Genomic DNA, 25,686 nt, shown 5'->3' on the forward strand with positions numbered 1-25,686 from the left:
TGCATAACATTCGTAGCGAAACAAGAACATGTGTCACGCGCCGCGACGCGGGGAAGCGCCGCGTGCGACGGGGCACGACAGGGTCTGCGATGGTCATGACCAGTCCGAACCGCAAGTCCATCGAGCGCAGGGAGCAGCCGCAGGGCGGGGAGTGGCCGGAGCAGCTGGCCGTCAAGATCTGCTGGTACTACTACATGCTCGGCCTGACCCAGCAGGAGGTCGCGGAACGGGTCGGCACCAACCGTGTGCGGGTCAACCGCCTGCTGGCCGAGGCGCGCCAGCGCGGCCTGGTGCAGGTCACCATCAATTCGCGGCTGGCGGATAACGTGGCGCTGGAGCAGCGCCTGATCGATCGCTACGGCCTGCAATCGGCCACCGTGCTGGTCACCGGCGACCCCGCCGATACCGAGGCGGCGGAGCGCCTGGGCCGCTGCGCGGCCGCGGCCGTGTCCGGATTTTTCCGCGACGGCATGACCATCGGCATCGCCTGGGGGGTGACCCTGAAGGCGCTGGCGAGGACGAGCCCGCTGATGGCGCTGCGCGACGTCGCGGTCGTCTCGATGCTGGGCTCGCTGTCGCGGCGCTCGTCGGTCGACACCTTCGAGGCCACCACCGACCTCGCCTCGCGGCTGAACGCCGAGTGCTACTACCTGCCCGGTCCGATCGTCTGCGACAGCGAGGCCGGGCGCGAGACCATCCTCAGCCAGCCGATGGTGCAGGAGGTCTATGCCAAGATCCTGTCCGCCGACCTCGCCATCGTCAGCGTCGGCGGCATGGACAGCGCCACCATCCGCCGCATGAACGTGGTCAGCGAAGAGGAATATGCCGACGTGATGCGCTCCGACGTCATCGGCAATTTCCTCGGCTTCTTCATCGACAGCAAGGCCCAGGTGATCGACCATCCGGTCAATCGCCGCGTGTTCGCGGTCCATCCGACCGAATATGTGCGCATCCCGCGCCGGGTGATGGTATCCGGCGGCCTGCCCAAGGTGCCGGCGATCCGTGCGCTGATGGTCGAAGGGTACCTGACCGACCTCGTCACCGACGAACAGACCGCCCGCGCGCTGCTTGCTGACTAGTGGCTCCTGCGTCCGAACGGTGCTCCAACCTGCTGGACTCGGTCGGCTTGTCATCGCTGGTGCCGACGACGGGCGTGGCATTCGGGCACGTCGCGCCGAGAAGCGCCAAGTGCGGCAGCCGGGAGATGTCGCTTGACGCAAGCCTGTCGTCATCTCCGGGAATACCGCGCATCTCGATCGCCACAACAGGTTGGCCAATCGACCGATCGCGGTCGGCGCCGTCACAGCGCGGGATGCAAAGCACCTGCAAGTTCGAACCGCGATTGGGCCATGACCGGCAATAATCTCTTCCAGATGCCCGGCTCCGGTGCGTTTGCCGGACTCAGGCGGCGGGCGCGATCGGCTTGCCGGATCGCGATCCGGGTGCCACTATCGCCGATGCCTCGACAACACCGGCCGACTGCGGTTCGCGCTGGCCCCGAATAGAGAACGCCGATGAACCCGTTGCGCCTGGGCCTGCTGCTGCCGCTGGCGGCCGTCGCCGCCTGTCAGTCGAACAACGACCGCGACAATGCCGAGCGGGCGGCGGCAGCGGCGGCCCAGGCCCAGAACGCGGCGGATCTCGCTGCAATGCAGGCCGCGACCTTGCAGGCCTCACAGACCGTATATCAGATCGGCGGAGGTCCCGGGGTTACCGTTGATAGCGTGGCCGAGATACAGTTTGACAATCCTTACGAGGGCATCACCTTCAGTTCTCTTCGAAGAATAGGACAAGATACATGGGAGACCGACACAGGTTTTCGCATCAATAAGGCAACAAAGTCGGCCGACGGCTTCGTTCTCGTAGGTGACAATGTACAAATAGTGGTTGACCTCGCGCTGGCAGAGGTGAAGATTTCTGTTGGATCAGGCCCTGAATATGGCCCATACGATATCGTTGTGGCCCGTTGATGCTGCTGATGCAAAGGAGTGGTCGTAATCCTGGGGTTCGCCGCTAGGCCTTTCGTTTATTTCCCGTGGTGGACGCTGCCTGTCGGCAAGATGCGTGCATGCAGAAGGGCCTAACCCGGGGACCCATTGTGTGAGGGCGCAATAACCGTCCGGACGACACAGCCTCATGCCGGGAGGTCCTGGCCGAGATACGGTTCGACCCTCGAACAAGTGAGACAGGCATCGGCTTTGATGCGATTTCGAAAACGGGCCCGGCGACTTGGACAAATACAAATGGTTCGGGCACATGGAACAAGACGGGCGACACCGCTCATGGCTTCGTGCTTGAGGCCTCTCCTTATCGAATGGATATCGACCTCGAGTTGGCTGAAGTGCGCTTCTTGGAAATTGGAAATACCGTCGGAGATTTCGCCCAAGATATCACCAACGGAACTCCACTCAATATACTGCTAGCCCGTTGAAGGTGCTGACCAGGCGGACAATGGCTTTCTGATACGAAATAGAGCAGCGCTGCCGGGGCGACACTCGTTGTGCCTGCTGCCGCCCCGCCCGAGGCCAGGTCCTGTGACGACCGCTTCGCCGACTTCGCGCCATAGGCTCTTCCCCTCCCGTCATTGCGAGGCGCGCAACGACGCGGCAATCCATGTGATCTCGACGCGGTTTGAGCGTTTCATGGATTGCCTCGCCGGCTTCGCCGGTTCGCAATGACGGCAAGGGGGCACCCCGGTCCAGACCGACCGAGGACATGTGGTTTGTGACAGCGGCCCGTACCGAATCGTCCGGCACCCGGGCTATGCCGGAAATCTTCTGTCGACGCCGGGCGTCGAACTGGCCTTGAGCTCGGTATGGACAATGGTTCAGGTGGGTCTCGCGCTGGTTGTCGCCGTGATCAGGACGGCACTTGAAAACCGCACATTGCAAGACGAGTTGCCGGGATATCGGGAGTACGCCAGCCGCATAAGATTTCGGTTGTTCCCCGGAGTCTACTAAGAAGTCTACCCGCGACAAGCTCCACGACCGCTTCGACGACCTCGGCGACGTCTGTCGCGTTGCAGAACGGCGCAAGACTCACCGGCTTCTCCCGGCCTGGGACTACGGCTGTGCGTTCCGCACCGAGAATTTCGACTGGCGCGGGCCCGACCTTCGCCCACCGCACGGCGGGACAAGATACCTAGCCGGCCACCGTCGGATCGGCCCAGCGTGTGTTCGGCACGATCTGGAACCAGCCCGGCCGCGCCGGGTCGCGGTCATAGGCATAGCCGCCCAGCTCCTTGAACAGCTCCGCATAGCGGCCGAGCTTGTCGCGGTCGAGCGTGACGCCGAGGCCGGGCGCGGTCGGCACCGCGATGCAGCCGTTCGCGTAGCGCAGCGGGCCGCCGTCGATGATGTCGTCGACCAGCTGGTGGTAGTGCGCGTCGGCGGCCAGCGCCAGGTTCGGCAGCACCGCGCCGAGATGCAGCATGGTGGCGAGCTGGATGCCGAGCTCGCCGGAGGAATGGACGGCGATGCCGGTCTGGAAGGTCTCGCACACCCCGGCCGCCTTCACGCAGGGGCGGATGCCGCCCCAGAAGGTGGTATCGAGCAGGATCACGTCGACCGCCGGGTCGAGCGCGTTGGCCGCCAACTGCTCGAAATTGACCACCACGGTGTTGGTCGCCAGCGGGATCCGCACCGCGTCGCGTACCCGGCGCATGCCGTTCAGGCCCCAGGTCGGGTCCTCGTAATAGTCGTTGTTCAGGTCCTCGATCGCGCGGCCGAAGCGGATCGCCTCCTCGACCGAATAGGCCGCGTTCGGGTCGAAACGCACGCTGTCCTGCGGAAAGGCGTCGGCCAGCGCGCGGAACAGCGCCAGCTCGTAGTCCGGCGGGAACACGCCGCTCTTCAGCTTGTGGGTGCGAAAGCCGCAGCGCTGCTTGAGCTCGCGCGCATGCTCGACCAGCTGCTCGCACGTGCGCACCTCGCCCGCCCCGGTGCGCTCGTTCGGCAGCCGGAAGAACAGGTAGCTGGCGAATTCGACCGTGTCGCGCAGCTTGCCGCCCAACAGGTCGCAGACCGGCACGCCGAGAAACTGGCCGACGATGTCCAGGCAGGCGAATTCCAGCGCCGCGTGCAGCTGGGTGCGGTTGTTGTACAGGCTGGCGGTCGGGTTGCAGATCTTGAACCGCATCGCCTCCAGCTCGAACGGGTCGTGGCCGACCAGATAGGCCTTCAGGCCGCGGAATGCGGCCTCGGCCGATTCGCCGCCGCCGCCCATCTCGCCGAGCCCGGTGATGCCGACATCGGTTTCCACTTCGACGACGGTGCGTACGAACCGACCCCAGTGCGCGCCCATCGCGTGGCGCAACGGCGCTTCCAGCGGCACGGTCACCGTGGTCGCCTTGATGTCGGTGATCCGGGGTCGCTTCATGGCGGGCGTCGGCTCCGTTCCTGCTGCGGGTCTCCGGCGCATCCTGTGGCGCGCCGTCGCCGTTGTCGAGGCTGCGCAGAGGCAGGCCTCAGGCCTGCCGGCGCGCCACCGCGACGAACACGCCCAGGCCGATCAGGATCGTGCCGGAGATCGCCTGCTGCAGCCGCTGGAACAGCGCCGAGGCCGACAGCAGGCGGGCGGCGCGACCCGCGGCGAAGGCGACGGCCAGGTCGCACGGGACCGCAGACAGGGTGACGATCAGGCCGAGGACCAGCATCTGCGGCGCAACCGGCCCGGCGGCCGGATCGACGAACTGCGGCAACAGCGCGAGGAAGAACAGGGCGGTCTTCGGGTTCAGCACCTCGACCGTCACGCTCTCGCGAAAGATGCGCCGGCGGGTCCGCGCGGCGACGACGGGCGCGGCGTCGACCGGCCGCCGCATGGCCAGCAGGTGGCGGATGCCGAGATAGATCAGATAGGCGGCCCCGGCGAACTTGAGGACCGCGAAGGCATCCGGCGCGTGCCGGAAGATCGTCGACACCCCGAACGCCGCCGCCAGCACATGGACGAGGCTGCCGGCCGCCAGCCCGCCCGCGGCGACGGCGCCGGCTGCCGCACCCTGGGCGATGCTGCGCGACATCACGTAGAGATTCGACGGCCCCGGCGACAGGTTCATCGCCAGGGCCGCAAGGGTGAAGCCGATCAGGGTCTGCAGGTCGGGCATCGCTCATCGCCTTTGCATGGGCCATCGAAGTCGTCGGTGCGCGACGGCGCATGCGTGATTTATCCGACAGGTGCGCGATCGCGCGGTAGCCCTTTTCGCCGGGGGGCGACGGCGGGATGACACGCCACGGCCACCGACGGGACGCCCCGACCGCCGGCGTGGCACTCGATCATCGGCATTCGACTATGCTGCGCGACGGGCGCATTCTCATGGGCGCTCATCCGGAGCGCCGGGGCGAAGGCTGCGGGCCCGACAATCGCGGCCTTCGTCCCGGGCCTCGGGTGAGCGAGCTTCATGGCAACCACACCCGGGCGGGTCCGGAGCCGGCGGTGATCCTCCTTGCCTTCGCACGCGACGATTGACGGCGGCCCGGTCCCGGCGGCCTGCCTGCCGATGTATGACTGGCCCGAGGTGCGCTGGGCCACCGACGCGCTGTGGGACAGTCTCGCGCAGCGCCTGCGCGACGCCGGCATCGCCGCGCCCGCCGCGCTCGACCGCAGCCGCCCGCCGGAGCGGGTCTGGCGCGACCCCGGCCTGGTGTTCGGACAGACCTGCGGCTATCCGCTCGTCACCACGCTGTGGCGGCGGGTGGCGTTGATCGCGATCCCGCGCTATGGCGTCGAGGGCTGCGACGGCGCCGCCTATTCCAGCATGATCGTGGTGCGTGCCGACGATCCCGCCGCCGCGCTGGCGGACCTCGATGGGCGCACCGCGGCCATCAACGATGCCGCGTCGCTGTCCGGCATGCTGGCCTTGCGCGCCGCGGTCGCCGACCTGGGCCCGGCTCGGCCGGTGTTCGCGGACGTACGCCGCTCCGGCAGCCATCGGGCCTCGATGGCGATGGTCGCCGCGGGCGAGGCCGACGTCTGCGCCGTCGACGCGGTCTGCTGGGCGCTGGCGCAACGGCACGAGCCGGCGGCGGCGGCGCTTCGGGTCATCGGCCGGTCGCCGATGATGCCGGCGCTGCCCTTCATCGCCGCCCGCGCGACGTCGCCGCAGCGGCTTGCCGGCATCCGCGCCGCGCTGGTCGACGTGCTCGGCGACGGCGGCCTTGCGGACGTCCGCCGGGCCCTGTTCCTCGAAGGCTGCGTCGTGGCCGACGCCGATGCCTATCGCCCCGTTGTCGCGATGAGCCGCAGGGCTGCCGCGCCGATGGCGCCGGCCGCGCGGCAGACCGCTGCCCCGCACGCCCGCCGGTAGCGACGCGCGGCGCTAAGGTCTGACCCGGTCCGGATGGGCGGCGGCGAAGGCCTCGATACCCTCGCAGGCCGCTGCGATGGCCGCGACCCGGGCCGGCACCGGCACGTCCCAGCGGCGGGCGTTGTAGACCTGCGGCACCAGGCAGCAATCGGCCAGCGTCGGCACGTCCCCGTGGCAGAAGCGGCCGGTCGCGGGGTCGGCAAGCATTGCCTCGAGGGCAGCGAGCCCCTGGCCGATGAATCGCTGCATCCACGCTGCTCGGGTTGCGTCGCCGTCGCCGACCAGGGCGGCGACGTGGTTGGCCACGCCGGCGTTGCAGATCGGGTGGATGTCCATGGCGACGACATGGGCCAGCGCGCGCACGCGCTGGCGGCCGAGCGGGTCGGCCGGCAGCAGTGGCGGGTCCGGCCTGGTCTCGTCGAGATATTCCGCGATGGCAAGCGACTGGGTCAGCATGTGCCCGTCGATCGCCAGGGCCGGCACCAGGCCCTGCGGCTGGCGGGCCAGATGGTCGGGCTGCTTGTGCGCGCCGGCCAGCAGGTCGACCGGCCGCGCGCGCCAGGCCACGCCCTTCAGGTTCAGCGCGATGCGCACGCGGTAGCTGGCCGAAGAGCGCCAGTAGTCGTAGAGGACGGCTTCGCCGCCGGTCACGGCGGGTCGGCCAGTGCGGCGTTGAGCTTGGTCAGTGCCCGGTCGAATGCGTCCCGCTCCTCCGCGCTCAGCCGGTCGAGCAGCTGGGCTTCGTAGTCCAGCGCCAGCGGCGCGATCTGGGCGAACAGCCGGCGACCTTCGTCGGTCAGCGACATTTCCAGCAGCCGGCGGTCGGATGCGTTCGACCGCTTCTCGATCAGGCCGGCGCCTTCCAAATTCGCAGCGGCGCGGCTGATCTTCGACTTGTCCATGTCGGCGCGTTCGAAAATCTCGCGCACCGAGATCTTCTGGTTGGCGGCCAGATGGGCCAGCACGCGCCATTCCGGGATCGAGATGCCGAAGCGCTGCTCGTAGACGGCGGCGAGCCGCCGGCTGATCCGGCTGGCCAGGACATTGACCCGGTAGGGCAGGAAGCGGTCGAGGGCAAAGGCAGCGTCGGGCGCGTCGGGCATCGGGGTGCGGCTCGCTTGACAGTCATTGCACTTGCAACGAAATAGCGGGGCAGCGAGTATCCCAGCGTGGCGCGGCGGTCGCAAGCACCGCCGCGCCGGGGCTGGCGGCAGCGAGGGCATGAGCCATGCGCAGGCAGATCACGGTGTCGCGTGTCGAGGGACGGTCGTCGCGGCAGGCCCATTGCGACCTGCCCGCCGGCACCTTCGAGCGCGAGTTGGGCCGCGAGGGCTTCTTCGGGCCGTCGAGCATGATGTACCACACCCACCCGCCGACGGGATGGACCGGGTGGGAAGGGCCGCTGCGCCCGCGCGCCTTCGACCTGACCCGGTTGGCCCAGGCCGGGGCCTCGCCCTGGGATGCGGCCGCCGTTCTGCACAACGCCTCTGTCGGCATGCGCTTCTGGCGCTGCGCCACGGCGATGGACCACCTGGTGCGCAACGCCGACGGCGACGAGCTGCTGTTCGTCCACCGCGGCGCCGGCCGGCTGTTCTGCGACTACGGGCATCTGGAGATCGGGCAGGGCGACTATGTGGTGATCCCGCGCGCGACCATGTGGCGACTGGAGCCGGTGGCGCCGCTGGAACTGCTGCTGGTCGAATGCACCAATGCCGGCTACGCGCTGCCCGACAAGGGCCTGGTCGGCCAGCATGCGATCTTCGACCCCGCGATGCTCGATGCGCCGGCGATCGACGACGCGTTCCGCGCCCAGCAGGGCGAGGTCGAGACCCGCGTCGTCATCAAGCGCGGCGGGCAGCTGTCGACGGTGACCTATCCGTTCAATCCGCTTGATGCGGTCGGCTGGCACGGCGACCTGTCGGTGGTGCGGCTGAACGTGCGCGACATCCGCCCGCTCGCCTCGCACCGTTTCCACCTGCCGCCGTCGGCGCACACCACCTTCGTCGGCAACCGCTTCGTCGTCTGCACCTTCGTGCCGCGCCCGTTCGAGACCGATCCGGCGGCGCTGAAGGTTCCGTTCTTCCACAACAACGACGACTATGACGAGGTGATCTTCTACCATGATGGCGACTTCTTCAGCCGCGACAACATCCGCCCCGGCATGGTCACCTTTCACCCCTGCGGCTTCACCCACGGCCCCCATCCCAAGGCGGTGCAGCGCATGTACACCCAGGCCAAGCCGATGACCGACGAATATGCCGTGATGATCGACGCCCGCGACGCGCTGTCGGTGGGCGAGGCGGCCGCCGGCGTGGAACTCGCCGGCTACGCCGAGAGCTGGCGCAGCGACGGCCCGGTGACCGCGCCGCCGGTGCCCAAGGCGGCGGAGTAGCAGTGGTTTCCCGGCACGCCGATCTGGCGCGTCGCGCCGTACCCATCTTGGGGCAGGAGCACAACGGCCCTCATCCTGAGGAGGCGTCCGCTGGACGCCGTCTCGAAGGACGCACGCGCGGTCGGGCGCGACGGCCGGAGCCCCGGGTCTCTACGCGGATCGGGCGATGAAGCTCGCATCGCTGAAGGCGGGCGGGCGCGACGGGCTGCTGGTCCTGGTCAGCCGCGACCTGGCCCGCGCGGTCGAGGCGCGGGCGGTGCGCACGCTGCAGGGGGCGCTCGACGACTGGGAGCTGATCGGGCCGCGCCTGGCCGACGAGCACGCGGCGCTGGAGGCCGGCCACGCCGCCGACAGCTTCGCCTTCGAGGAGAGCCTGTGCGCCGCACCGCTGCCGCGCGCGTTCCAGTGGGCCGACGGCTCGGCCTACGTCAACCACGTCGAGCTGGTGCGCCGCGCGCGCGGGGCGGAGATGCCGCCGTCGTTCTGGACCGACCCGCTGATGTACCAGGGCGGCTCCGACAGCTTTCTCGGCCCGCACGAGCCGATCCGCATGGCCGACGAAGCCTGGGGCATCGACCTGGAGGCGGAAGTAGCGGTGGTGACCGGCGACGTGCCGATGGGCGCGGACCTGGCGGCGACGGCCGGCGCGATCCGGCTGTTGATGCTGGTCAACGACGTCAGTCTGCGCGGGCTGATCCCGGCGGAACTGGCCAAGGGCTTCGGCTTCTTCCAGTCGAAGCCGTCCTCGGCCTTCTCGCCGGTGGCGGTGACGCCGGACGAACTCGGCGCGGCGTGGGACGGCGGCAGGCTGCACCGCCGCCTGCTGGTCTCGCTGAACGACGCGCCGTTCGGCTGCGCCGACGCCGGCACCGACATGACCTTCGACTTCCCGACCCTGATCGCCCACGCGGCCAGAACCCGGCCGCTGGGCGCCGGCACCATCGTCGGCTCCGGCACAGTCTCGAACAGGTGCGATGGCGGCCCGGGCCGGCCGATCGCACAGGGCGGCGACGGCTACAGCTGCATTGCCGAGCAGCGCACGGTCGAGACCCTGGAGCAGGGCGCGCCGCAGACGCCGTTCCTGCGCTTCGGCGACCGGGTGCGGATCGAGATGGTGGACGACCAGGGGCGCTCGATCTTCGGCGCCATCGACCAGAGAGTGGAGAGACACGATGGCTAAGGCCTTCGCATCGGCCGGCGATACCCGGGACAAGGAGATCTCGTTCACCGAGATCGGCGAGGGGCTCTATGCCTTCACCGCGCAGGGCGACCCCAACAGCGGCGTCATCGTCGGCGACGACAGCGTGATGGTGATCGACGCGCAGGCGACGCCGGTGGCGGCGCAGCAGGTGATCGACCGCATCCGCCAGGTCACCGACAAGCCGATCCGCTACGTCACGCTCAGCCACTATCACGCGGTGCGCGTGCTCGGCGCCTCGGCCTATGGCGCGCAGCAGATCCTGGCGTCGGAGGCGTGCCGCGCGATGATCGTCGAGCGCGGCAAGGAGGACTGGGACAGCGAATTCGCCCGCATGCCGCGGCTGTTCAAGCAGCCCGACAGCATTCCGGGCCTGACCTGGCCGACCATCACCTTCGAGGACCGGATGACCGTGTACATGGGCCGGCGGCGGGTGGAACTGCTGCAGGTAGGCCGCGGCCACACCGCCGGCGACATCGTGGTCTGGGTGCCGGACAGCCAGGTGATGTTCACCGGCGACCTGGTCGAGTACCACTCGGCCTGCTACTGCGGCGACGCCCACTTCACCGACTGGCCGGCGACGCTGCAGGCGATCGGCGCCTTCGCCCCGCAGGCGATCGTGCCCGGCCGCGGCGCCGCCCTGACTTCGCCGGACATGGTGCAGGACGCGCTGGAACTGACCGGCGAGTTCATCGGCACGATCTGGGATTCGGTCTCGGCCAGCGCCGCGCGCGGCCTGCCGCTGAAGGAGGCGTTCGAACGCTGCCGGGCACTGACCGACCCGCGCTATTCCAACTACGCGATCTACGAGCACTGCCTGCCGTTCAACGTCGCCCGCGCCTATGACGAGGCCAATGGCGTCTACACCCCGCGCATCTGGACCGCCGAACGCGACGCCGCACTGTGGGCCGAACTGCATGGCGGCTGAGCCGGTCGGTCGCGGGGCGGAAGCCGGGCAGGGGGCGGCGATGCCGGGTTGCGGGGCCGCGACGAGCGCCGCCGCTCGGTGCGACGGCCGGCTGCAAACGCACCCTGCGTCCTTCGAGACGGCGTCCTGCGGACGCCTCCTCAGGATGAGGGGCGGTGGTGTGTGGCATACGCCGGCATCCCTTCGCTTGCGTAGCGTCTTCGCGATCGCGGGGCAAAGCCACGCTACTCCTCATCCTGAGGAGCCGCCCGGAGGGCGGTGTCTCGAAGGACGCACGGGTCTGCCGCAGGGCCGGTGTACCGGTTTGCGCGGTCCCGGCGAGCCGGGCGGGTGGCCTGCACCGTGAGCGCGTCGGTCTTCGAGACGCCGCTCTATCCCTACCGCCGCCACGCCGACCAGGATGCGCGGGCGGCGGCGCACCATCGGGCGATCGTGGTCGGGGCCGGGCCGGTCGGGCTGGCAGCGGCCATCGACCTGGTGTTGCAGGGCGTCGACGTGGTGCTGCTCGACGACAACGACCGGGTCAGCTGGGGCAGCCGGGCGATCTGCTTCGCCAAGCGCACGCTGGAGATCCTCGACCGGCTCGGCTGCGGCGCGGCGGTGCGCGACCTCGGCGTCACCTGGAACGTCGGCCGCGTGTTCCACCGCGATGCCGAGCTGTATCGCTTCGACCTGTTGCCGGAGCCCGGCCACAAGTTCCCCGCCTTCGTCAACCTGCAGCAATACCATCTGGAGCGGATCCTGGTGCAGCGGCTGGCGGCGCTGGTCGGCGACCTGCGCGGGCGCAACCGGGTGAGCGCGGTGGAAGCGTTGCCGGACGGCGTGCGCGTCGCGGTCGACACCCCGGAGGGTCCCTATGCCATGACCTGCGACTGGCTGGTCGCCTGCGACGGCGCCCATTCGCCGGTCCGCGGGATGTTGGGGCTCGGCTTCGAGGGCCGCGTGTTCCAGGACCGGTTCCTGATCGCCGACGTGCGCATGCAGGCCGACTTTCCCAGCGAGCGCTGGTTCTGGTTCGACCCGCCGTTCAACCCCGGCCGCTCGGCGCTGCTGCACAAGCAGCCCGAGGGCCTGTGGCGGATCGACCTGCAGCTCGGCTGGGACGCCGACCCGGAGGCGGAGAAGCGGCCGGAGCGGGTGACGCCGCGGCTGCAGGCGATGCTCGGTCCGGACGTTGCCTTCGACTACGAATGGATCAGCGTCTACACCTTCCAGTGCCGGCGGATGGCCCGGTTCCGCCACGGCCGGGTGCTGTTCGCCGGCGACGCCGCGCACCAGGTCTCGCCCTTCGGCGCGCGCGGCGCCAACAGCGGCGTGCAGGACGTCGACAATCTGTGTTGGAAGCTGGCCGCCGTGCTGGCTGGCCGGGCCGGCGACGCCCTGATCGACAGCTACGATGCGGAGCGCGGCCCGGCGGCCGAAGAGAATATCGGCCACTCGTCGCGCGCGACCGACTTCATCACGCCGAAATCGGCGACCAGCCGGCTGTTCCAAGACGTGACGCTGGCGCTGGCCGGGCACGCCGGCTTCGCCCGCGCGCTGGTCAACAGCGGGCGGCTGTCGACCGCGAGCGTGTACGACGGCTCGCCGCTGAACGGACCGGACCTGTCGCCCGACCGACCGGCGGCGCTGCGGCCGGGCGCGCCGGCGGTCGACGCGCCGGTCCGCGACGCGGCCGGCGACGGCTGGCTGCTGGAGCGGTTGCGGGGCCCGAGCGCCATCGTCGGCGCCGGTGCGCCGGCCGATTCCGACGCGCTGCGGCGCACTGCCGGACCATATGATCATGATCATATCGGACCGATCCGCCGCCGGCACGGGCGACGCGGTCGACGCCGAGGGCCTGGTCGCGGCGCGCTACGGCCTGCGCCCGGGCGACGTCTACCTGTTCCGTCCCGACCGGCATGTGCGGGCGCGCGGCCGCGTCGTCGACCTCGATGCCCTTGTCGTCGGCGACGGCCGGCGCGCCTGAGGAGACCCTGGCGATAGGCCGCGTTGCGCACCGACCCCAACCTGGCCGACCCCGACGGGTTCTACGCGCGCCTGGTCGCCTTTCATGAGGGCCGCAGCGAGGACGAGAGCCACCGGCTGAATGCCGCGCTGGTGTTGATCCTGGCCAACCATGTCGGCGACGCCGACGTCATCGATCAGGCCCTGGCGCTGGCCGAACGCGCGGTCTGAGGGCGCCGGTGCCCCCGACATCGATCCGCATTGCGGCACTGGGGCCGCTCGGTCCGCTGCCGAGTCGATTTGTGCAGACTTTCCTGTTGTTTTTGTGCGTTCCGTGTTGTTTTTTTCCGGTCCTGAGTCGGGGAGCGCGAGAATGCACGATTTCGGCGAAGCCTTCGGCGACGCCTTCCGGCTGATCCTGTCGGCCGACCCGGCGTTGATGGAGATCGTCGGGCTGTCGCTGCGCGTCACCCTGACGGCCGTGCTGATCGCCTGCGTCGTCGGCCTGCCGCTCGGCGCCGTGCTGGCGGTGGCGCGGTTTCCGGGACGCGCCGCGCTTGCCGTGCTGTTCAACGCGCTGATGGGCCTGCCGCCGGTGGTGGTCGGGCTGGCGGTGTATCTGCTGCTGTCGAACGCCGGTCCGCTCGGCGTGCTGCAGCTGCTGTACACGCCGACCGCGATGATCGTCGCCCAGGCGATCCTGGTGACACCGATCGTGGTGGCGCTGTCGCGCCAGGTGATCGCCGACATGCACGACGAATATGACGAGCAGCTGCGCGCCATGGGCGTGCGGCCGCTGGGCCGCAGCCTGACCCTGCTGTGGGACGGCCGCTATTCGCTGCTGACGGCGGCGCTGGCCGGCTTCGGCCGCGCCATCGCCGAGGTCGGCGCGGTGATCATCGTCGGCGGCAACATCGACCACGTCACCCGGGTGATGACCACGACCATCGCGCTGGAGACCTCGAAGGGCAATCTCGGCCTGGCGGTCGGGCTCGGCGCGGTGCTGATCGCGATCGCGCTGGTGGTCAACGGTGCCGCGATGGCGGTCAGGGGCGGCGCCCGGCGCCTGTCCTATGTCTGACCTGGCGATGCCGTTCGACGCGCACATCGGCGAAAGCACCGCCGCCGCCACCCTGCCGCTGACGTTCGACGCGGTGAGCTTTGCGGTCGGCGGCCGCCGCCTGATCGACCGGCTGTCGCTAGCGCCTCGACGCCGGGCCGTGCACCGCGGTGATGGGCGCCAACGGCGCGGGCAAGAGCCTGCTGCTGCGCCTGGCGCAGGGCCTGATCCGGCCGACCGGTGGCCGCATCGCCTGGGGCAGCCTCGGCAACGGCGCCGGGCCGGGCCGCCGCATCGCGCTGGTCTTCCAGCGCCCGGTGCTGCTGCGCCGCTCGGTCGCCGCCAACCTGGCCCATGCCCTGAAGGTCTGCGGGACGGCTGCGCACGACCGGCCGGCGGCGATCGACCGCCTGCTCGACCTCGGCCAGCTGGCCGAGCTGCGCCGACGGCCGGCGCGGGTTCTGTCCGGCGGCGAGCAGCAGCGGCTTTCCGTGGTGCGCGCGCTGGCGGCGGAGCCGGAGGTGCTGCTGCTCGACGAGCCGACCGCCAACCTGGACCCGCAGTCGACCGAGGCGGTCGAACGGCTGGTCGCCGCGGCGCGGGCGCGCGGCGCCAAGATCGTCTTCGTCACCCACGACATCGGCCAGGCGCGCCGGCTGGCCGACGAGGTGGTGTTCCTGCATCGCGGCCGGCTGGCGGAACACAGCCCGGCCGATGCGTTCTTCGCGCGGCCGGCCTCAGAGGCCGGCCGCGCCTATCTGCAGGGGCGCCTGTTCCTGTGACGCCGATCCGAACATCCGGGGGAGCATTCATGTTGCGACGCAGATTCCTGCAACTGGCCGCGGCGGCGGCCTTCGCCGCCACGACGGTGCCGGCCCATGCCGAGGGCGACTTCATCATCGTGCAGTCGACCACCTCGACGCAGAATTCGGGGCTGTTCGACCACATTCTGCCGATCTTCACCGCCGAGACCGGCATCGAGGTGCGGGTCGTCGCCGTCGGCACCGGCCAGGCGATCAACAATGCGGCGAATGGCGACGGCGACGTGCTGTTCGTCCATTCCAGGCCCGACGAGGAGGCCTTCGTCGCCGCCGGCCACGGCGTGGCGCGCTTCGACGTGATGTACAACGATTTCGTCGTCGTCGGCCCGGCGGCCGACCCGGCCGGCGTCGCGGGCAGCACCGACGCGGTGGCCGCGCTGACCGGCAGTCGCCGGCGCGCAGGCGCCGTTCGTTTCCCGAGGCGACGACTCCGGCACCCACAAGGCGGAGCTGCGCCTGTGGGCCGAGACCGGCATCGACCCGACGGCCGCGTCCGGCGGCTGGTATCGCGAGGCCGGCTCCGGCATGGGCGCGACGCTGAACATGGCGACCGAGATGGGCGCCTATACGCTGTCCGATCGTGCAACCTGGGTCAGCTTCGAGAACAAGGGCGACCAGCAGGTGGCCGTGGAGGGCGATCCGCGCCTGTTCAACCAGTATGGCATCATCCTGGTCGATCCGTCGGTCCACCCGAACGTGAAGGCCGCGATGGGCCAGCGTTTCGTCGACTGGGTGCTGTCGCCGGAGGGCCAGGCCGCGATCGCCTCGTTCCGGATCGACGGCCAGCAGCTGTTCTTCCCGAACGCCGCCAGCCGGTAACGGACGCCTAAGGACTTTCCATGGTAAATCTCGCCGGCGCCGGAGCGTCCGGCGCCGCGACCCTTTACCATGGAAAACCACATCATGTTCTCGCTTGCTCGGCGTTGTCGCTTCGTCGTGGCGGTGACCTGTGCGCTGTCGACCGCTCCGTTGGCACGGCATGCCGCCGCGATGCCGGGCGACGCCATATTGCCCGCGCCTTCGATCTCGCGGGCGCTGGACGCCGTCCTGCTGCCGATCGACGACGACGTCATCGATGCCTTCGGGCTTGCGCCTGACGACTACGGCGTGCTGGTGCTGGCGGTGCAGCCCGGCGGCGTGGCCGATTGGTTCGGCATCGAGCCCGGCGACATCCTGTACGAGGTCGCCGGTACCCGCATCCGCAACCCGCGGCACCTCGACGCGCTGATCCTGCACTATCTGTGGCTGGGCGTGGAGGACTACGCCTTCAATTTCTATCGCGCGGGCCAGATCTATAGCGTCGAGACGCTGATCACCATCGAGTACTACGAAGAGGTCGTTTCGTTCGAGGAAGTGTGGACCTGGGAAAGCTGGTCGTATTCGGAGTTCAGTTACACCGAATACATGGAAAGTTATGTTTCCGAGGTCGAGACCGCCTATTACGAGGAAGCGGCCCTGATCGAAGAGGAGGCGCTGGACGAGAGCGTCGTCGAGTCGGAGGTGTCGGAGGACGCGGTCTACGACGACACCGGCGCGGCCGATGAAGCCCTCGACGAGGCGACGCCGTTTGCCGACGACGCCGGCGCCGATGATGGCCAGGACGCGGCGGCCTACGAAGACGGCGACGCGGACGCCGTGCTCGATCCTTGCGCCGACGGTTCGGTCGACGAGGGCTGCTTCGAGGATGAGGCCATGGTCGATGAGCAGCCGTTCGAGGACGACGCGTCCTCCGAGGACGACGCGTTCGTCGACGAAGGCGGGTCCGAGGCCGAGGTCTATGACGACGGCGACGACGACTTTGGCGCTGTGGACGAATCCGGGGGCGACGAGGTCCTGGAATAGGCTTCGTGAGACGGGGCGGTCATTGCAGGCGCGGCCGCCCTGCCCGGCAACGTCGCCGTAGGTCCTGTCGCCGGCAACGGAGGATCGCCGGATCAGTTCCGGAGCGCGCCCTCAGGCCGGCAGACATCCGCGGCCTGGCCAGGGCGTTGTTGGAGAGCGTCGGGTTGGCCTGCTGCCAGTCGCTGCCGGGGTCGAGGTCCAGGATCGGTTCGACCTGCGGCCTGACCTATTCGGCCCGCTCGGCGTATTCCTGAATCAGTCGCATATAGTCCTCCACTGGCGGAAAGGCCTCGTAGCTGTGCACGGCCGGCGTGGAGGCCCAGGGCAGCTTCTCGCTGGTCCAGGTCTCGATGAACGGCGAGAACCACGCCGGGTCGTCCAGCATCGTCGGCCGCAAGTTGACGAACGGCATGATGTCGGCGCGCGTAAACATCCAGCTCTTGCAGTGCGGACAGAAGTTGTGCTGCGCAGGCCCGTGCAGGCCGCCGAGCACGGTTTCACCCCGGGTGACCGAGAAGCCCTCGGCCGGTATCGCCGCGCTGAGCGAGTAGGCGCTGGCGCTCATCTTCTGGCAACCTGAGCAGTGGCACGCCATGGTCAGCAGCGGTGGTGCACTGACCCGCAGCCGCACCTGGCCGCACCGGCAGCCGCCATGCCAGGGAAATCCCCGATCGCTCATGCCGGCACTCCTTTCGTTCGTGGTCAGCGTCGTCGCCGGTCACCGTGCACGGTCTCGGCGCCGGCGACTACGAGATTGCGGGATTGCGTCGCAAGCGATGCGCGTCCTGCAAAGGAAACAACTGGCAGCGGCCGAGTCAGGGGCCGATCCAGTGCACTGTCTCAAGATGCGAGATGTCGTAGCCGCCTAGCGCCTCGCTGCGTGCCCTGAACCGCTCGGTGCGGCAGAAGGCGAGCAGGGCCTGCAACGGTGACTCGAACCAGGCACGGCGGTCGACGAGCAGGTCGTAGCGCTCCTCGACCAGTGGCATGTAGGCGAGGCGGAACTGGCGCGCCATCGCCTCGAGCCCGAACGCTGCCTCTGCCGACCCGTCGGCGACCGCAGCCGCGATGTCGGACTCGGTGCGGGCGGTGGCCGGGGCGACCGACAAGTCAGCCACGGTCATGCCGGCCTCGCTGAGCAGGTGCTCGAACAGGATACGGCCGCCGGCGGTGGACTGGCGCATCGCCACCCGCCGGCCACGCAGGTCGGGAATCCCCAGGATTTCGCGCGCGGCCGCCTTGGTCAGGATCAGCCCCTGGCGCCGCCGCGCCCACTCGACCAGGACGGCCGGCTGGTCGGCGCAGGCGGCGCGGACATGTTGGACGTTCCAACTGTCGGTCGAGGGCTCGAACACGTGCAGACCGCAGGCTATGCCCTCGCCGCGGGCGAAACGCGCGATGCCGTCCAGGCTGCCGTCGAAGAAGGCGGCGAGCCCGCTGCCGGATTCGCGCAACGCCCAGTCGAGGAGGGGGTCGTGGCTGCCGACCAGGATGTTCGGCCGGGCAGCCGCGGGCAATGCCGGCACCGCCGGCGGGCGCACCGCCGCGCCCAGCAGGCTCTCGATCTCGGCGCGCGGGAACAGCAGCTTGCCGGTCAGGCGCCGGCAGGGCAGCTCGCCGGCGGATGCGAGCTCATAGACCTTGCGTTCCTTGACCCGCAACAGGGCCGCGACCTCGCGCGTGGTCAGGTAGTCGTGCTGCTCCATCGTGTCCCGTCCGCACCGCCGGCCGCCACACTACCGGCCCAGGCGATGCCGGCCAAGCCGGGACGGCGCGGCATGTCGCCTGCAGCGTGTGGACGCGGCTTGCACATCGCCTGAAAATCGTGTCATTGCAGTTTCGTAGGGAATCAACGGGACGGCTGCGGGGGGCGAGCCATGCCGGACAGGTACGTCGCGACACCGGCGCCGCGCGCCGCGCTGTTGACCATCGTGCTGGCAATCGTCGGCGTGGTGCTGGCAGGATGCCAGACCCAGCCGGCACCGCCGACGCCGGTCTCGCTTCCCTCGCCCGAGCGCTTGTTCGGCTTGGATCTGGAACCGATCGCCGAGCCGGTGTTGCTGCGCTATCGGCCGGCCGAGCATCTCGCCTTCCGTGCGACGCGGGAGTTGGTGGCCAGGGCTCGCGGCGCCACGGTGCTGAGCCAGCGCGACGAGGTCGTCGCGCTGCTTCACCTGAAGGAGGCGGGCGAGGGCCTGCTGCGCCTGACGGCGACCTTCTCGGTCCTGCGGGCCGACGCGACACCCGAGCTCGACGTGGAGCCTTTCCAGTTCGTCGGGCTGATCACCGACCTGGGCGAGGTGCGCGAGGGCGACTGGCTGTTCAGCGAAACGGATCGGCTGACCCAGCCGCAGATGGTCCGCGTGGTCGATGCGCTCGGCGACATGTGGCCGCTCGGCCGCTGGCCGGATCTGGCAGTGACGCCGGAACAGGCCCAGATCTTCAACCGGATCGGCGCGGCCGCACCGTCGCGCCTGCAGTTCGAACTGCGCGGCAGCCGCTATCGCAACGGCGAGCGCGCGCTGGTCTTCACCTTCGCCGCGGCGCCGGACTTCGCAGAGGCGGCCGCCTCAAGGCGGTTCGAGGAGCTGTCGGGCGTGACCGTCGCCGGCTATTTCGCGGTCGACCCGGAACTGGGCTTCGTCACCGATTTCGCGACGCGGATGAACGGCGCGATGCGGGTCGCCGGCGACCGGGTGACCTTCACCGTCGCGACGCAAGGCGTGATCCTGCGGCCCTGACGGCGTGGCCGCAACCGGGCGCCATGCGGACGCAACGGGACAAGCAGGCGCAGCATCACGGACTATCCGCAGAGCCTCGGCGGCAGTCGACGCTATTCCGGCTGCCGCGACATCACGGTCGACGACGCGCTCGCAAGAGCGATCATGCGCTGACCGGTGCGCAAGTCGCGGGTTGCGCCGGCGTGCGCCGTGACGGCATGCTGCCGGCACGACATGCTTGGACAGCCGCTGCTGAGCGGGGGATCATGGCCGCGGGCGTGAGACTTGCCGGCGTCGCTCTGGCATCGATGGCCGTGTTGCTGGCGGGCTGCCAGTCGCAGCCGCACGCCGGCGCCGCGCCGGCATCGCCGCAGGCGGCCGAGCCGGAGCCGGACGGTGCGCTGCTGCGCATGCGCTACCGTGCGGCCGGGCCCGCCGTACTCTCGGCGTCGACGACCGTGCGCGCCATTGTCGACGGACAGGAGACGCTGCGTCGCGACGCTCTCAGCGCCACCGTCGCGCTGACGGATGCGGGCGAGGGCCTGCTGCAGCTCACGGTCGACTGGCGGGTCGAGGCGGCCGAGGTGTCGGCGCATCTGCCGGCGCGGCCGTTCCGGCTGGTCGCGCTGATCACCGACCTCGGTGCGTTGCGCGACCGGCGCTGGCAGTTCGATCCGGCCGACGCGGTGACGCCGGAGCGGCGGGCGGCGATCGAGGCCTCGCTGCTGGCCTATCTGCCCCTGATCGAATGGCCCGAGGCGCCGTTGGCCCCCACCGAAGTGGCCCGGCGGCTGGCCGCGGCGCCGTTGCCGGCGGACGGCGAACGGACCTTCGCTCTGTTGCCTACTGCGGCGCCGGGCTCGCGGCCGGCCTACCTGATCACGGCCAGCGGGACGCAGATCGACGGTCGTGGTCAGACCACGGGCCGCATCCTGGTCGACGGCCAGTCTGGCCTGCCGGTCGCGCTGCGCTTCGAGACGCGGCTGCTGCGCGAGGTCGAGGGCCGGATCCTGCGGATCGACCTGTCCACGGCCAGCGCGCTCGCGCTGTGACCCGGCCGATGCCGGCCGCAGCCGGATTACAGATGTTTTAGGACGAGCCGCCGGTGGCGGTCCTGTTGCCGCTTGGTGCGGTCCGCGCCGCGTGTATAAGATTTCGTTCCGCTCGCCTGTGTTGCCGGGGCAGGAGGCAGGCCTTGCTGCCTTCCGCGGCATGCGGACGGGCCAACAACACAAGCCGGCGGCCCCCGCCAGCCGGCGGCATCCCCCAAATGACAAGAATCGAGGGAGGTAATCCGTGGTATCCCTGAAAGTGAACGGTGTCGAACGAACGTTCGACGGCGACCCGGACACGCCGCTGCTGTGGTATGTCCGTGACGAGCTGGGCCTGCCCGGCACCAAGTTCGGCTGCGGCTGGGGCCTGTGCGGCGCATGCACGGTGCATGTCGACGGCGTGGCCGTCCGCGGCTGCCAGACGCCGGTCAGTGCGCTGGAAGGCAAGGCGGTCACCACGATCGAGGGCCTGTCCGAGGACGGCAACCATCCGGTGCAGGTGGCCTGGCGCGAACTGAACGTGCCGCAGTGCGGCTATTGCCAGTCCGGCCAGATCATGCAGGCCGCATCGCTGCTGGCCGAGAACCCCAACCCCAGCGACCAGGAGATCCTGGACGGCATGCAGGGCAACATCTGCCGCTGCGGCTGCTACCAGCGCATCGTGTCCGCGGTCCGCTCCGCCGCGACGGGAGCGTAAGGCCATGTTGCAGTATCTCAACGGCCCGCTCGCGCCCGCTTCCTTGCCGGCCGCGGGTTTAACGATAATCCAGAACGTCAGCCGCCGTTCGTTCCTGAAGGGGGCGACCGGGCTGGTGGTGGCGATGCAGGTCATCCCGGCGCACGAGGCGAAGGCGTTCGACCCCTATCCGCACGGCGGGCAGGGCATGCCGCACGGCGTAGTCAACGACCCGCACGTGTTCGTGTCGATCGATCCCGACGGCACGGTCACCATCGTCGCCCACCGCTCGGAGATGGGCACCGGCTCGCGCACCAGCATCCCGATGGTGATCGCCGACGAGATGGAGGCCGACTGGAGTCGGGTGAAGATCGTCCAGGCGCCAGGCGACGAGCCGAAATACGGCAACCAGGACACCGACGGCTCGCGCAGCCTGCGCCACCACATCCAGCCGGCGCGCGAGATCGGCGCGGCGGTGCGGCGGATGCTGGAGGAGGCGGCGGCGGCCCAGTGGGGGGTCGACGTCGACAAGGTGCGCGCCATCGGCCACGAGGTGGTGCACCAGACGCTCGGCCTGCGGCTGGGCTATGGCGATCTGGCCCAGGCGGCGATGGCGTTGCCGACCCCGGCCCGCGACGTGCTGCGGTTCAAGGACGAGCGCGAGTTCCGCTACATCGGCCGCGGCGCCGTGCAGATCTACGACCTGCACGACATCACTACCGGCAAGGCGACCTACGGCGCCGACGTCAGCCTGCCCGGCATGCGCTATGCCGTGGTCGCGCGGCCGCCGGTGGTCGGCGGCACGCCGACCGCCATCGACACCGCGGCGGCGATGGCGATTCCCGGCGTCGAGCAGGTGATCGAGATCCCGGGCAGCATCCCCCCGGCCAAGTTCCGGCCGCTGGGCGGCGTGGCGGTGATCGCGACCAGCACCTGGGCGGCGATCAAGGGCCGCGAGGCGCTGAAGATCGAGTGGGAGGACGGCCCGCACGCCGGCTTCAACACCGAGGCCTACCGGCAGGAGCTGAGCGCGGCGGCCAATGCCCCGGGCAGCGTGGTCCGCGACCAGGGCGACGCCGAGGCGGCGCTGGCCGGCGCGGCGCGCGTGTTCAGCCGCGAGTACTATCAGCCGCACATGGCGCATGCGCCGATGGAGCCGCTGGCCGCGCTGGCCAACGTCGCCGACGGCAAGTGCGAGGTGTGGGGCTGCCTGCAGAGCCCCTATGGCGCCCGCGTCGACATCGCCGAGTTCCTCGGCATGAACGAGGCCGACGTCACGGTGAACGTCACGCTGCTGGGCGGCGGCTTCGGGCGAAAGTCGAAGTGCGACTTCGCCATCGAGGCGGCCTATCTGTCGCGTGAGGTCGGTGCCCCGGTGCGGGTGCAGTGGACGCGCGAGGACGACATCCGCCACAGCTTCTACCACACCACCTCGGTCGAGAAGATCGACGTCGGGCTGGATGCCGACAACAACGTGATCGCGTGGCGCCATCGCAGCGCGGCCCCGTCGTTCCTGTCGACCTTCGCGCCGGACGAGGGCGTGCAGCACCCGATCGAGCTGGGCATGGGGCTGGGCGACATGCCCTTCGACATCGCCAACGTGCGGGCCGAGCAGTGCAAGGCCTTCGCGCACACGCGCGTTGGCTGGTTCCGTTCGGTGTCGAACATCCCGCGCGCCTTCGCGGTGCAGTCGATCGCGGCGGAGCTGGCGGCCGACCTCGGCATCGACCAGAAGGACTTCCTGTTGCAGTTGATCGGCCACGGCGGGGTCATCGACCTGGCCGCGGCAGGCCTGCCGGAGGATTTCTGGAACTACGGCGAGCCCTATGCCGAGTTCCCCAACGACAGGTCGCGCCTGCGCAACGTCGTCGAGATCGCGGCGGCGGAGGCCGGGTGGGGCAAGTCGTTGCCGGCCGGCGAGGCGATGGGCATCGCCGCCCACCGCAGCTTCGTCTCCTATGTGGCGACGGTGGTCCGCGCCAAGGTGGAGAACGGGACCGTGCGCGTGCCGGAGGTCCATGTCGCCGTCGACTGCGGCTTCATGGCCAACCCGGAGCGCGTGCGCTCGCAGATGCAGGGCGCCGTCGTGTTCGCCATGTCGGCGGCCATGCACGGCGGCATCACCTTCGAGAACGGCCGGGTCCGGCAGTCGAACTTCCACGACTACCAGATGGTCCGCTCCGACAACTTCCCGGAGACGGTGCACACCCATGTGGTGCCGCACCCGTTCGAGGTGCATGCGACCGGCGTCGGCGAACCCGGCGTGCCGCCGTTCATCCCGGCGCTGACCAACGCCATCTTCAACGCCAGCGGCATCCGCATCCGCGACCTGCCGATCGGCAACCAGCTGGCCTGAACGGCCCGGCGAGCGGCGGGGGCTTCGGCCCCCGCCGGCTTTCGCTGCCGCCGCTGCGATCTTTCAATCGATGTTCCATGCGACGGTGCCGGCGCACAGCCGCCGGTAGCATTGACACGCCCGCGCAATCCCCGCATGACGAACCGTACAGGTAGGCGATAGTCCGGGAATTTGCGATGAGAGAAGACTTTTTCGCGCGCATGGTGCGTTCCATGCGTTCCGGCGTCCGCATCGTCGTGCCGGCCGCGGCCGTCGCGCTGGCGCTGGCCGGGTGCCAGTCCAACATCACCCAGCGCCAGGCCCCTACGCCGGCCCAGCTCTATGGCGGCGCGGTACAGCCGGTCAGCGGGCCGGTGCTGCTGCGCTACCGGCCGGTTGGCCCTGTGCAGCTCTCTGGGACGGTGCAGGCCAGCGCCGACGTCAGCAGCTACCACTTCGACAAGCGCGACGCCTTGTCCGGCAATGGCCGGATCGAAGCCAGCGGCGAAGGGCTGATCGCGCTGTCGGTCACATTCTCGGTCGGCGCGCATGAGCTGACCGAGGAGTTGGACGTGCAGCCGTTCACGCTGGATCTGTTGATGACTGACCTGGGCGAGATCAAGGATGCCGATTTCAGCTTCGCTTCCGCCGACCGCCTGACCGACAGCGAGCGCACGGAGATCATCGAGACGATCATCTCGCTGTTTCCCATTTTCCAGTGGCCGGAGACCGCCATCCAGCCGGGCGAGCCGTTCACCGCCGTCAACTTCGCGGTGACGCGGGGCAATACGGTGATGCGCGAGACCGGCGACCTTGCGCTGCGAATCGACGGCGAGACCACCTATGACGGGCGGCGCGCCTATCTCATCGGATTCAGTGGGCGCGCACAGGGCACGTCAGGCGACAACGCTATCTCCGGCTACTACGTCATCGATGCGCAGTCCGGCCTGATGCTGGAGCGCCGGTTCACCGGCCGCGACAAAGACTATTTCCAGCAGCATATCGTGTACCGCGACTATGACGTGGAGTCCCACATCCGTTTCTGATCGCCGGCCGCAGGCTTGCGGCCATCTGTGACGTGACGAACGGCGCCCATCGCGCTATGTGACCGGAGCAAACCGGGCGGCCTACCGTTGCCGCCCGGCGCCACCGAGCGCGAGAGACCGCCATGAGCGTTGCAGCACCTTCGCCGGCCGTCGGGTCGTCCACCGAGGGCGACACCGCGACCCGCTTCCAGTGGGAAGACCCGTTCCGGCTGGCCGAGCAGCTGAGCGAGGACGAGCGCCTGATCGCGGAGGCGGCGCGGCAATACTGCCAAGACAAGCTGATGCCTCGGGTGCTGGAGGCGAACCGGCACGAGCGGTTCGACCGCGCCATCATCGCGGAGATGGGCGCGCTCGGCTTCCTCGGCTGCACGCTGCCCGAGGACTATGGCTGCGCCGGCGTCAACTACGTCTCCTACGGCCTGATCGCGCGCGAGGTGGAGCGGGTCGACAGCGGCTATCGCTCGGCGATGAGCGTGCAGTCGTCGCTGGTCATGCATCCGATCTACACCTACGGCACCGAAGCGCAGCGGCGGAAATACCTGCCGAAGCTGGCCAGCGGCGAATGGGTCGGCTGTTTCGGCCTGACCGAGCCCGACGCCGGTTCGGACCCGGCGTCGATGCGCACGGTGGCCAGGGCGGTCGACGGCGGCTATCGCCTGACCGGCACCAAGATGTGGATCACCAACTCGCCGATCGCCGACGTCTTCGTGGTCTGGGCCAAGGCCGACCCGGACGGCAAGATCCGCGGCTTCGTGCTCGACAAGGGCATGGACGGCCTGTCGGCGCCGAAGATCGAGGGCAAGTTCGCGCTCCGCGCCTCGATCACCGGCGAGATCGTGATGGACGACGTGTTCGTGCCGGCCGAGAACCTGCTGCCCAACGTCAGCGGCCTGCGCGGGCCGTTCGGCTGCCTGAACCGCGCCCGCTTCGGCATCGCCTGGGGCGCGCTCGGCGCCGCCGAGTTCTGCTGGCACGCCGCACGACAGTACGCGCTGGACCGCCAGGTGTTCGGCCGGCCGCTGGCCGCGACCCAGCTGGTGCAGAAGAAGCTGGCCGACATGCAGACCGAGATCGCGATCGGGCTGCAGGCGGCGCTGCAGGTGGGCCGGCTGATGGACGCCGGCAAGCTGATGCCGGAGGCGATCTCGCTGATCAAGCGCAACTCCTGCGGCAAGGCGCTCGACATCGCCCGCGCCGCGCGCGACATCCATGGCGGCAACGGCATCGCCGACGAGTTCCACGTGATCCGCCACGCGATGAATCTGGAGGCGGTCAACACTTATGAAGGCACCCACGACGTACATGCGTTGATCCTGGGCCGCGCGCAGACCGGCATTCAGGCGTTCGGCTGACCAGGAACGGACCGCA

The 25,686-nt window shown here is 69.6% G+C and carries 23 protein-coding genes and 2 pseudogenes; 19 read left to right on the plus strand and 6 right to left on the minus strand.

Translation table 11 applies throughout. The features are described 5' to 3' along the window. Positions 1–95: 95 nt before the first annotated feature. From R3F55_14180 to R3F55_14190, 3 genes and pseudogenes are all read left to right on the plus strand, one after another. Entirely contained in the window at positions 96–1,079 is a 984-nt protein-coding gene (locus tag R3F55_14180; protein MEZ5668561.1) for a sugar-binding transcriptional regulator, read from the plus strand. Positions 1,080–1,514: 435 nt separating this feature from the next. Further along, positions 1,515–1,970 carry a hypothetical protein gene (locus R3F55_14185; GenBank protein ID MEZ5668562.1) on the plus strand — a complete coding sequence of 152 codons (456 nt, stop codon included), beginning with the start codon at positions 1,515–1,517 and terminating at the stop codon, positions 1,968–1,970. Positions 1,971–2,708: 738 nt separating this feature from the next. Next, positions 2,709–2,960 (plus strand): annotated as a pseudogene (locus R3F55_14190) (isoprenylcysteine carboxylmethyltransferase family protein). A 181-nt stretch (positions 2,961–3,141) separates the two neighbouring features. Here R3F55_14190 and R3F55_14195 read toward each other — a convergent pair. Continuing rightward, positions 3,142–4,377: an enolase C-terminal domain-like protein gene (locus R3F55_14195; GenBank protein MEZ5668563.1), complete on the minus strand. Its 1,236-nt coding sequence runs from the start codon at positions 4,375–4,377 to the stop codon at positions 3,142–3,144. 88 nt (positions 4,378–4,465) lie between these two features. Further along, positions 4,466–5,101, minus strand: a complete 636-nt coding sequence (locus tag R3F55_14200; GenBank protein ID MEZ5668564.1) for a LysE family translocator — start codon at positions 5,099–5,101, stop codon at positions 4,466–4,468. A 393-nt stretch (positions 5,102–5,494) separates the two neighbouring features. Here R3F55_14200 and R3F55_14205 point away from each other — a divergent pair, with 393 nt between their 5' ends. After that, a complete protein-coding gene (locus tag R3F55_14205; protein ID MEZ5668565.1) occupies positions 5,495–6,301 on the plus strand; it encodes a PhnD/SsuA/transferrin family substrate-binding protein in 807 nt (268 codons plus the stop codon). Between the two features lie 12 nt (positions 6,302–6,313). Here the strand turns inward: R3F55_14205 and maiA are convergent, their stop codons facing one another. Both maiA and R3F55_14215 read right to left on the minus strand, forming a co-directional pair. Then, positions 6,314–6,952 carry a maleylacetoacetate isomerase gene (gene maiA, locus R3F55_14210; GenBank protein MEZ5668566.1) on the minus strand — a complete coding sequence of 213 codons (639 nt, stop codon included), beginning with the start codon at positions 6,950–6,952 and terminating at the stop codon, positions 6,314–6,316. After that, positions 6,949–7,404, minus strand: a complete 456-nt coding sequence (locus R3F55_14215; protein MEZ5668567.1) for a MarR family transcriptional regulator — start codon at positions 7,402–7,404, stop codon at positions 6,949–6,951. The genes maiA and R3F55_14215 overlap by 4 nt, the downstream gene beginning before the upstream one ends. 125 nt (positions 7,405–7,529) lie before the next feature. On the opposite strand from R3F55_14215, the gene R3F55_14220 reads away from it, so the two are divergent. The 9 genes and pseudogenes from R3F55_14220 to R3F55_14260 all read left to right on the plus strand — a co-directional run bounded on the left by R3F55_14220 (position 7,530) and on the right by R3F55_14260 (position 16,489). Then, entirely contained in the window at positions 7,530–8,693 is a 1,164-nt protein-coding gene (locus R3F55_14220) for a homogentisate 1,2-dioxygenase (protein ID MEZ5668568.1), read from the plus strand. A 166-nt stretch (positions 8,694–8,859) separates the two neighbouring features. After that, positions 8,860–9,873 carry a fumarylacetoacetate hydrolase family protein gene (locus R3F55_14225; GenBank protein ID MEZ5668569.1) on the plus strand — a complete coding sequence of 338 codons (1,014 nt, stop codon included), beginning with the start codon at positions 8,860–8,862 and terminating at the stop codon, positions 9,871–9,873. Beyond that, positions 9,866–10,819 (plus strand): MBL fold metallo-hydrolase, encoded by a 954-nt coding sequence (locus R3F55_14230; GenBank protein MEZ5668570.1) that lies wholly within the window; start codon positions 9,866–9,868, stop codon positions 10,817–10,819. The genes R3F55_14225 and R3F55_14230 overlap by 8 nt, the downstream gene beginning before the upstream one ends. 342 nt (positions 10,820–11,161) lie before the next feature. Continuing rightward, positions 11,162–12,805 (plus strand): FAD-dependent oxidoreductase, encoded by a 1,644-nt coding sequence (locus R3F55_14235; protein MEZ5668571.1) that lies wholly within the window; start codon positions 11,162–11,164, stop codon positions 12,803–12,805. A 6-nt stretch (positions 12,806–12,811) separates the two neighbouring features. Continuing rightward, entirely contained in the window at positions 12,812–12,997 is a 186-nt protein-coding gene (locus tag R3F55_14240) for a DUF2783 domain-containing protein (GenBank protein ID MEZ5668572.1), read from the plus strand. Between the two features lie 142 nt (positions 12,998–13,139). Further along, positions 13,140–13,847: an ABC transporter permease gene (locus R3F55_14245; GenBank protein MEZ5668573.1), complete on the plus strand. Its 708-nt coding sequence runs from the start codon at positions 13,140–13,142 to the stop codon at positions 13,845–13,847. Positions 13,848–13,999: 152 nt separating this feature from the next. Next, a complete protein-coding gene (locus R3F55_14250) occupies positions 14,000–14,608 on the plus strand; it encodes an ATP-binding cassette domain-containing protein (GenBank protein ID MEZ5668574.1) in 609 nt (202 codons plus the stop codon). A gap of 29 nt (positions 14,609–14,637) precedes the next feature. Further along, positions 14,638–15,466 (plus strand): annotated as a pseudogene (locus tag R3F55_14255) (substrate-binding domain-containing protein). An 84-nt stretch (positions 15,467–15,550) separates the two neighbouring features. Next, positions 15,551–16,489 carry a PDZ domain-containing protein gene (locus R3F55_14260; GenBank protein ID MEZ5668575.1) on the plus strand — a complete coding sequence of 313 codons (939 nt, stop codon included), beginning with the start codon at positions 15,551–15,553 and terminating at the stop codon, positions 16,487–16,489. A gap of 226 nt (positions 16,490–16,715) precedes the next feature. On the opposite strand, the gene R3F55_14265 is transcribed toward R3F55_14260, so the two are convergent. Beyond that, a complete protein-coding gene (locus R3F55_14265; protein ID MEZ5668576.1) occupies positions 16,716–17,168 on the minus strand; it encodes a GFA family protein in 453 nt (150 codons plus the stop codon). A 136-nt stretch (positions 17,169–17,304) separates the two neighbouring features. After that, positions 17,305–18,195 (minus strand): helix-turn-helix transcriptional regulator, encoded by an 891-nt coding sequence (locus R3F55_14270; GenBank protein MEZ5668577.1) that lies wholly within the window; start codon positions 18,193–18,195, stop codon positions 17,305–17,307. 171 nt (positions 18,196–18,366) lie between these two features. On the opposite strand from R3F55_14270, the gene R3F55_14275 reads away from it, so the two are divergent. From R3F55_14275 to R3F55_14300, 6 genes are all read left to right on the plus strand, one after another. Beyond that, positions 18,367–19,230, plus strand: coding sequence for a hypothetical protein (locus R3F55_14275; GenBank protein MEZ5668578.1), 864 nt, complete (start codon positions 18,367–18,369; stop codon positions 19,228–19,230). Between the two features lie 245 nt (positions 19,231–19,475). After that, on the plus strand, positions 19,476–20,261 hold the full coding sequence (locus R3F55_14280) for a hypothetical protein (GenBank protein ID MEZ5668579.1): 786 nt from the start codon (positions 19,476–19,478) through the stop codon (positions 20,259–20,261). 244 nt (positions 20,262–20,505) lie between these two features. Beyond that, on the plus strand, positions 20,506–20,958 hold the full coding sequence (locus R3F55_14285) for a (2Fe-2S)-binding protein (protein MEZ5668580.1): 453 nt from the start codon (positions 20,506–20,508) through the stop codon (positions 20,956–20,958). Between the two features lie 4 nt (positions 20,959–20,962). Then, entirely contained in the window at positions 20,963–23,293 is a 2,331-nt protein-coding gene (locus R3F55_14290) for a molybdopterin cofactor-binding domain-containing protein (protein MEZ5668581.1), read from the plus strand. A gap of 176 nt (positions 23,294–23,469) precedes the next feature. After that, complete coding sequence (locus R3F55_14295) at positions 23,470–24,318, plus strand: hypothetical protein (protein ID MEZ5668582.1); 849 nt, start codon at positions 23,470–23,472, stop codon at positions 24,316–24,318. A gap of 122 nt (positions 24,319–24,440) precedes the next feature. Then, a complete protein-coding gene (locus R3F55_14300; GenBank protein MEZ5668583.1) occupies positions 24,441–25,670 on the plus strand; it encodes an acyl-CoA dehydrogenase in 1,230 nt (409 codons plus the stop codon). Positions 25,671–25,686: the final 16 nt, after the last annotated feature.

The sequence above is a fragment of the Alphaproteobacteria bacterium genome (assembly GCA_041396705.1).
Taxonomy (GTDB): Bacteria; Pseudomonadota; Alphaproteobacteria; order CALKHQ01; family CALKHQ01; genus CALKHQ01.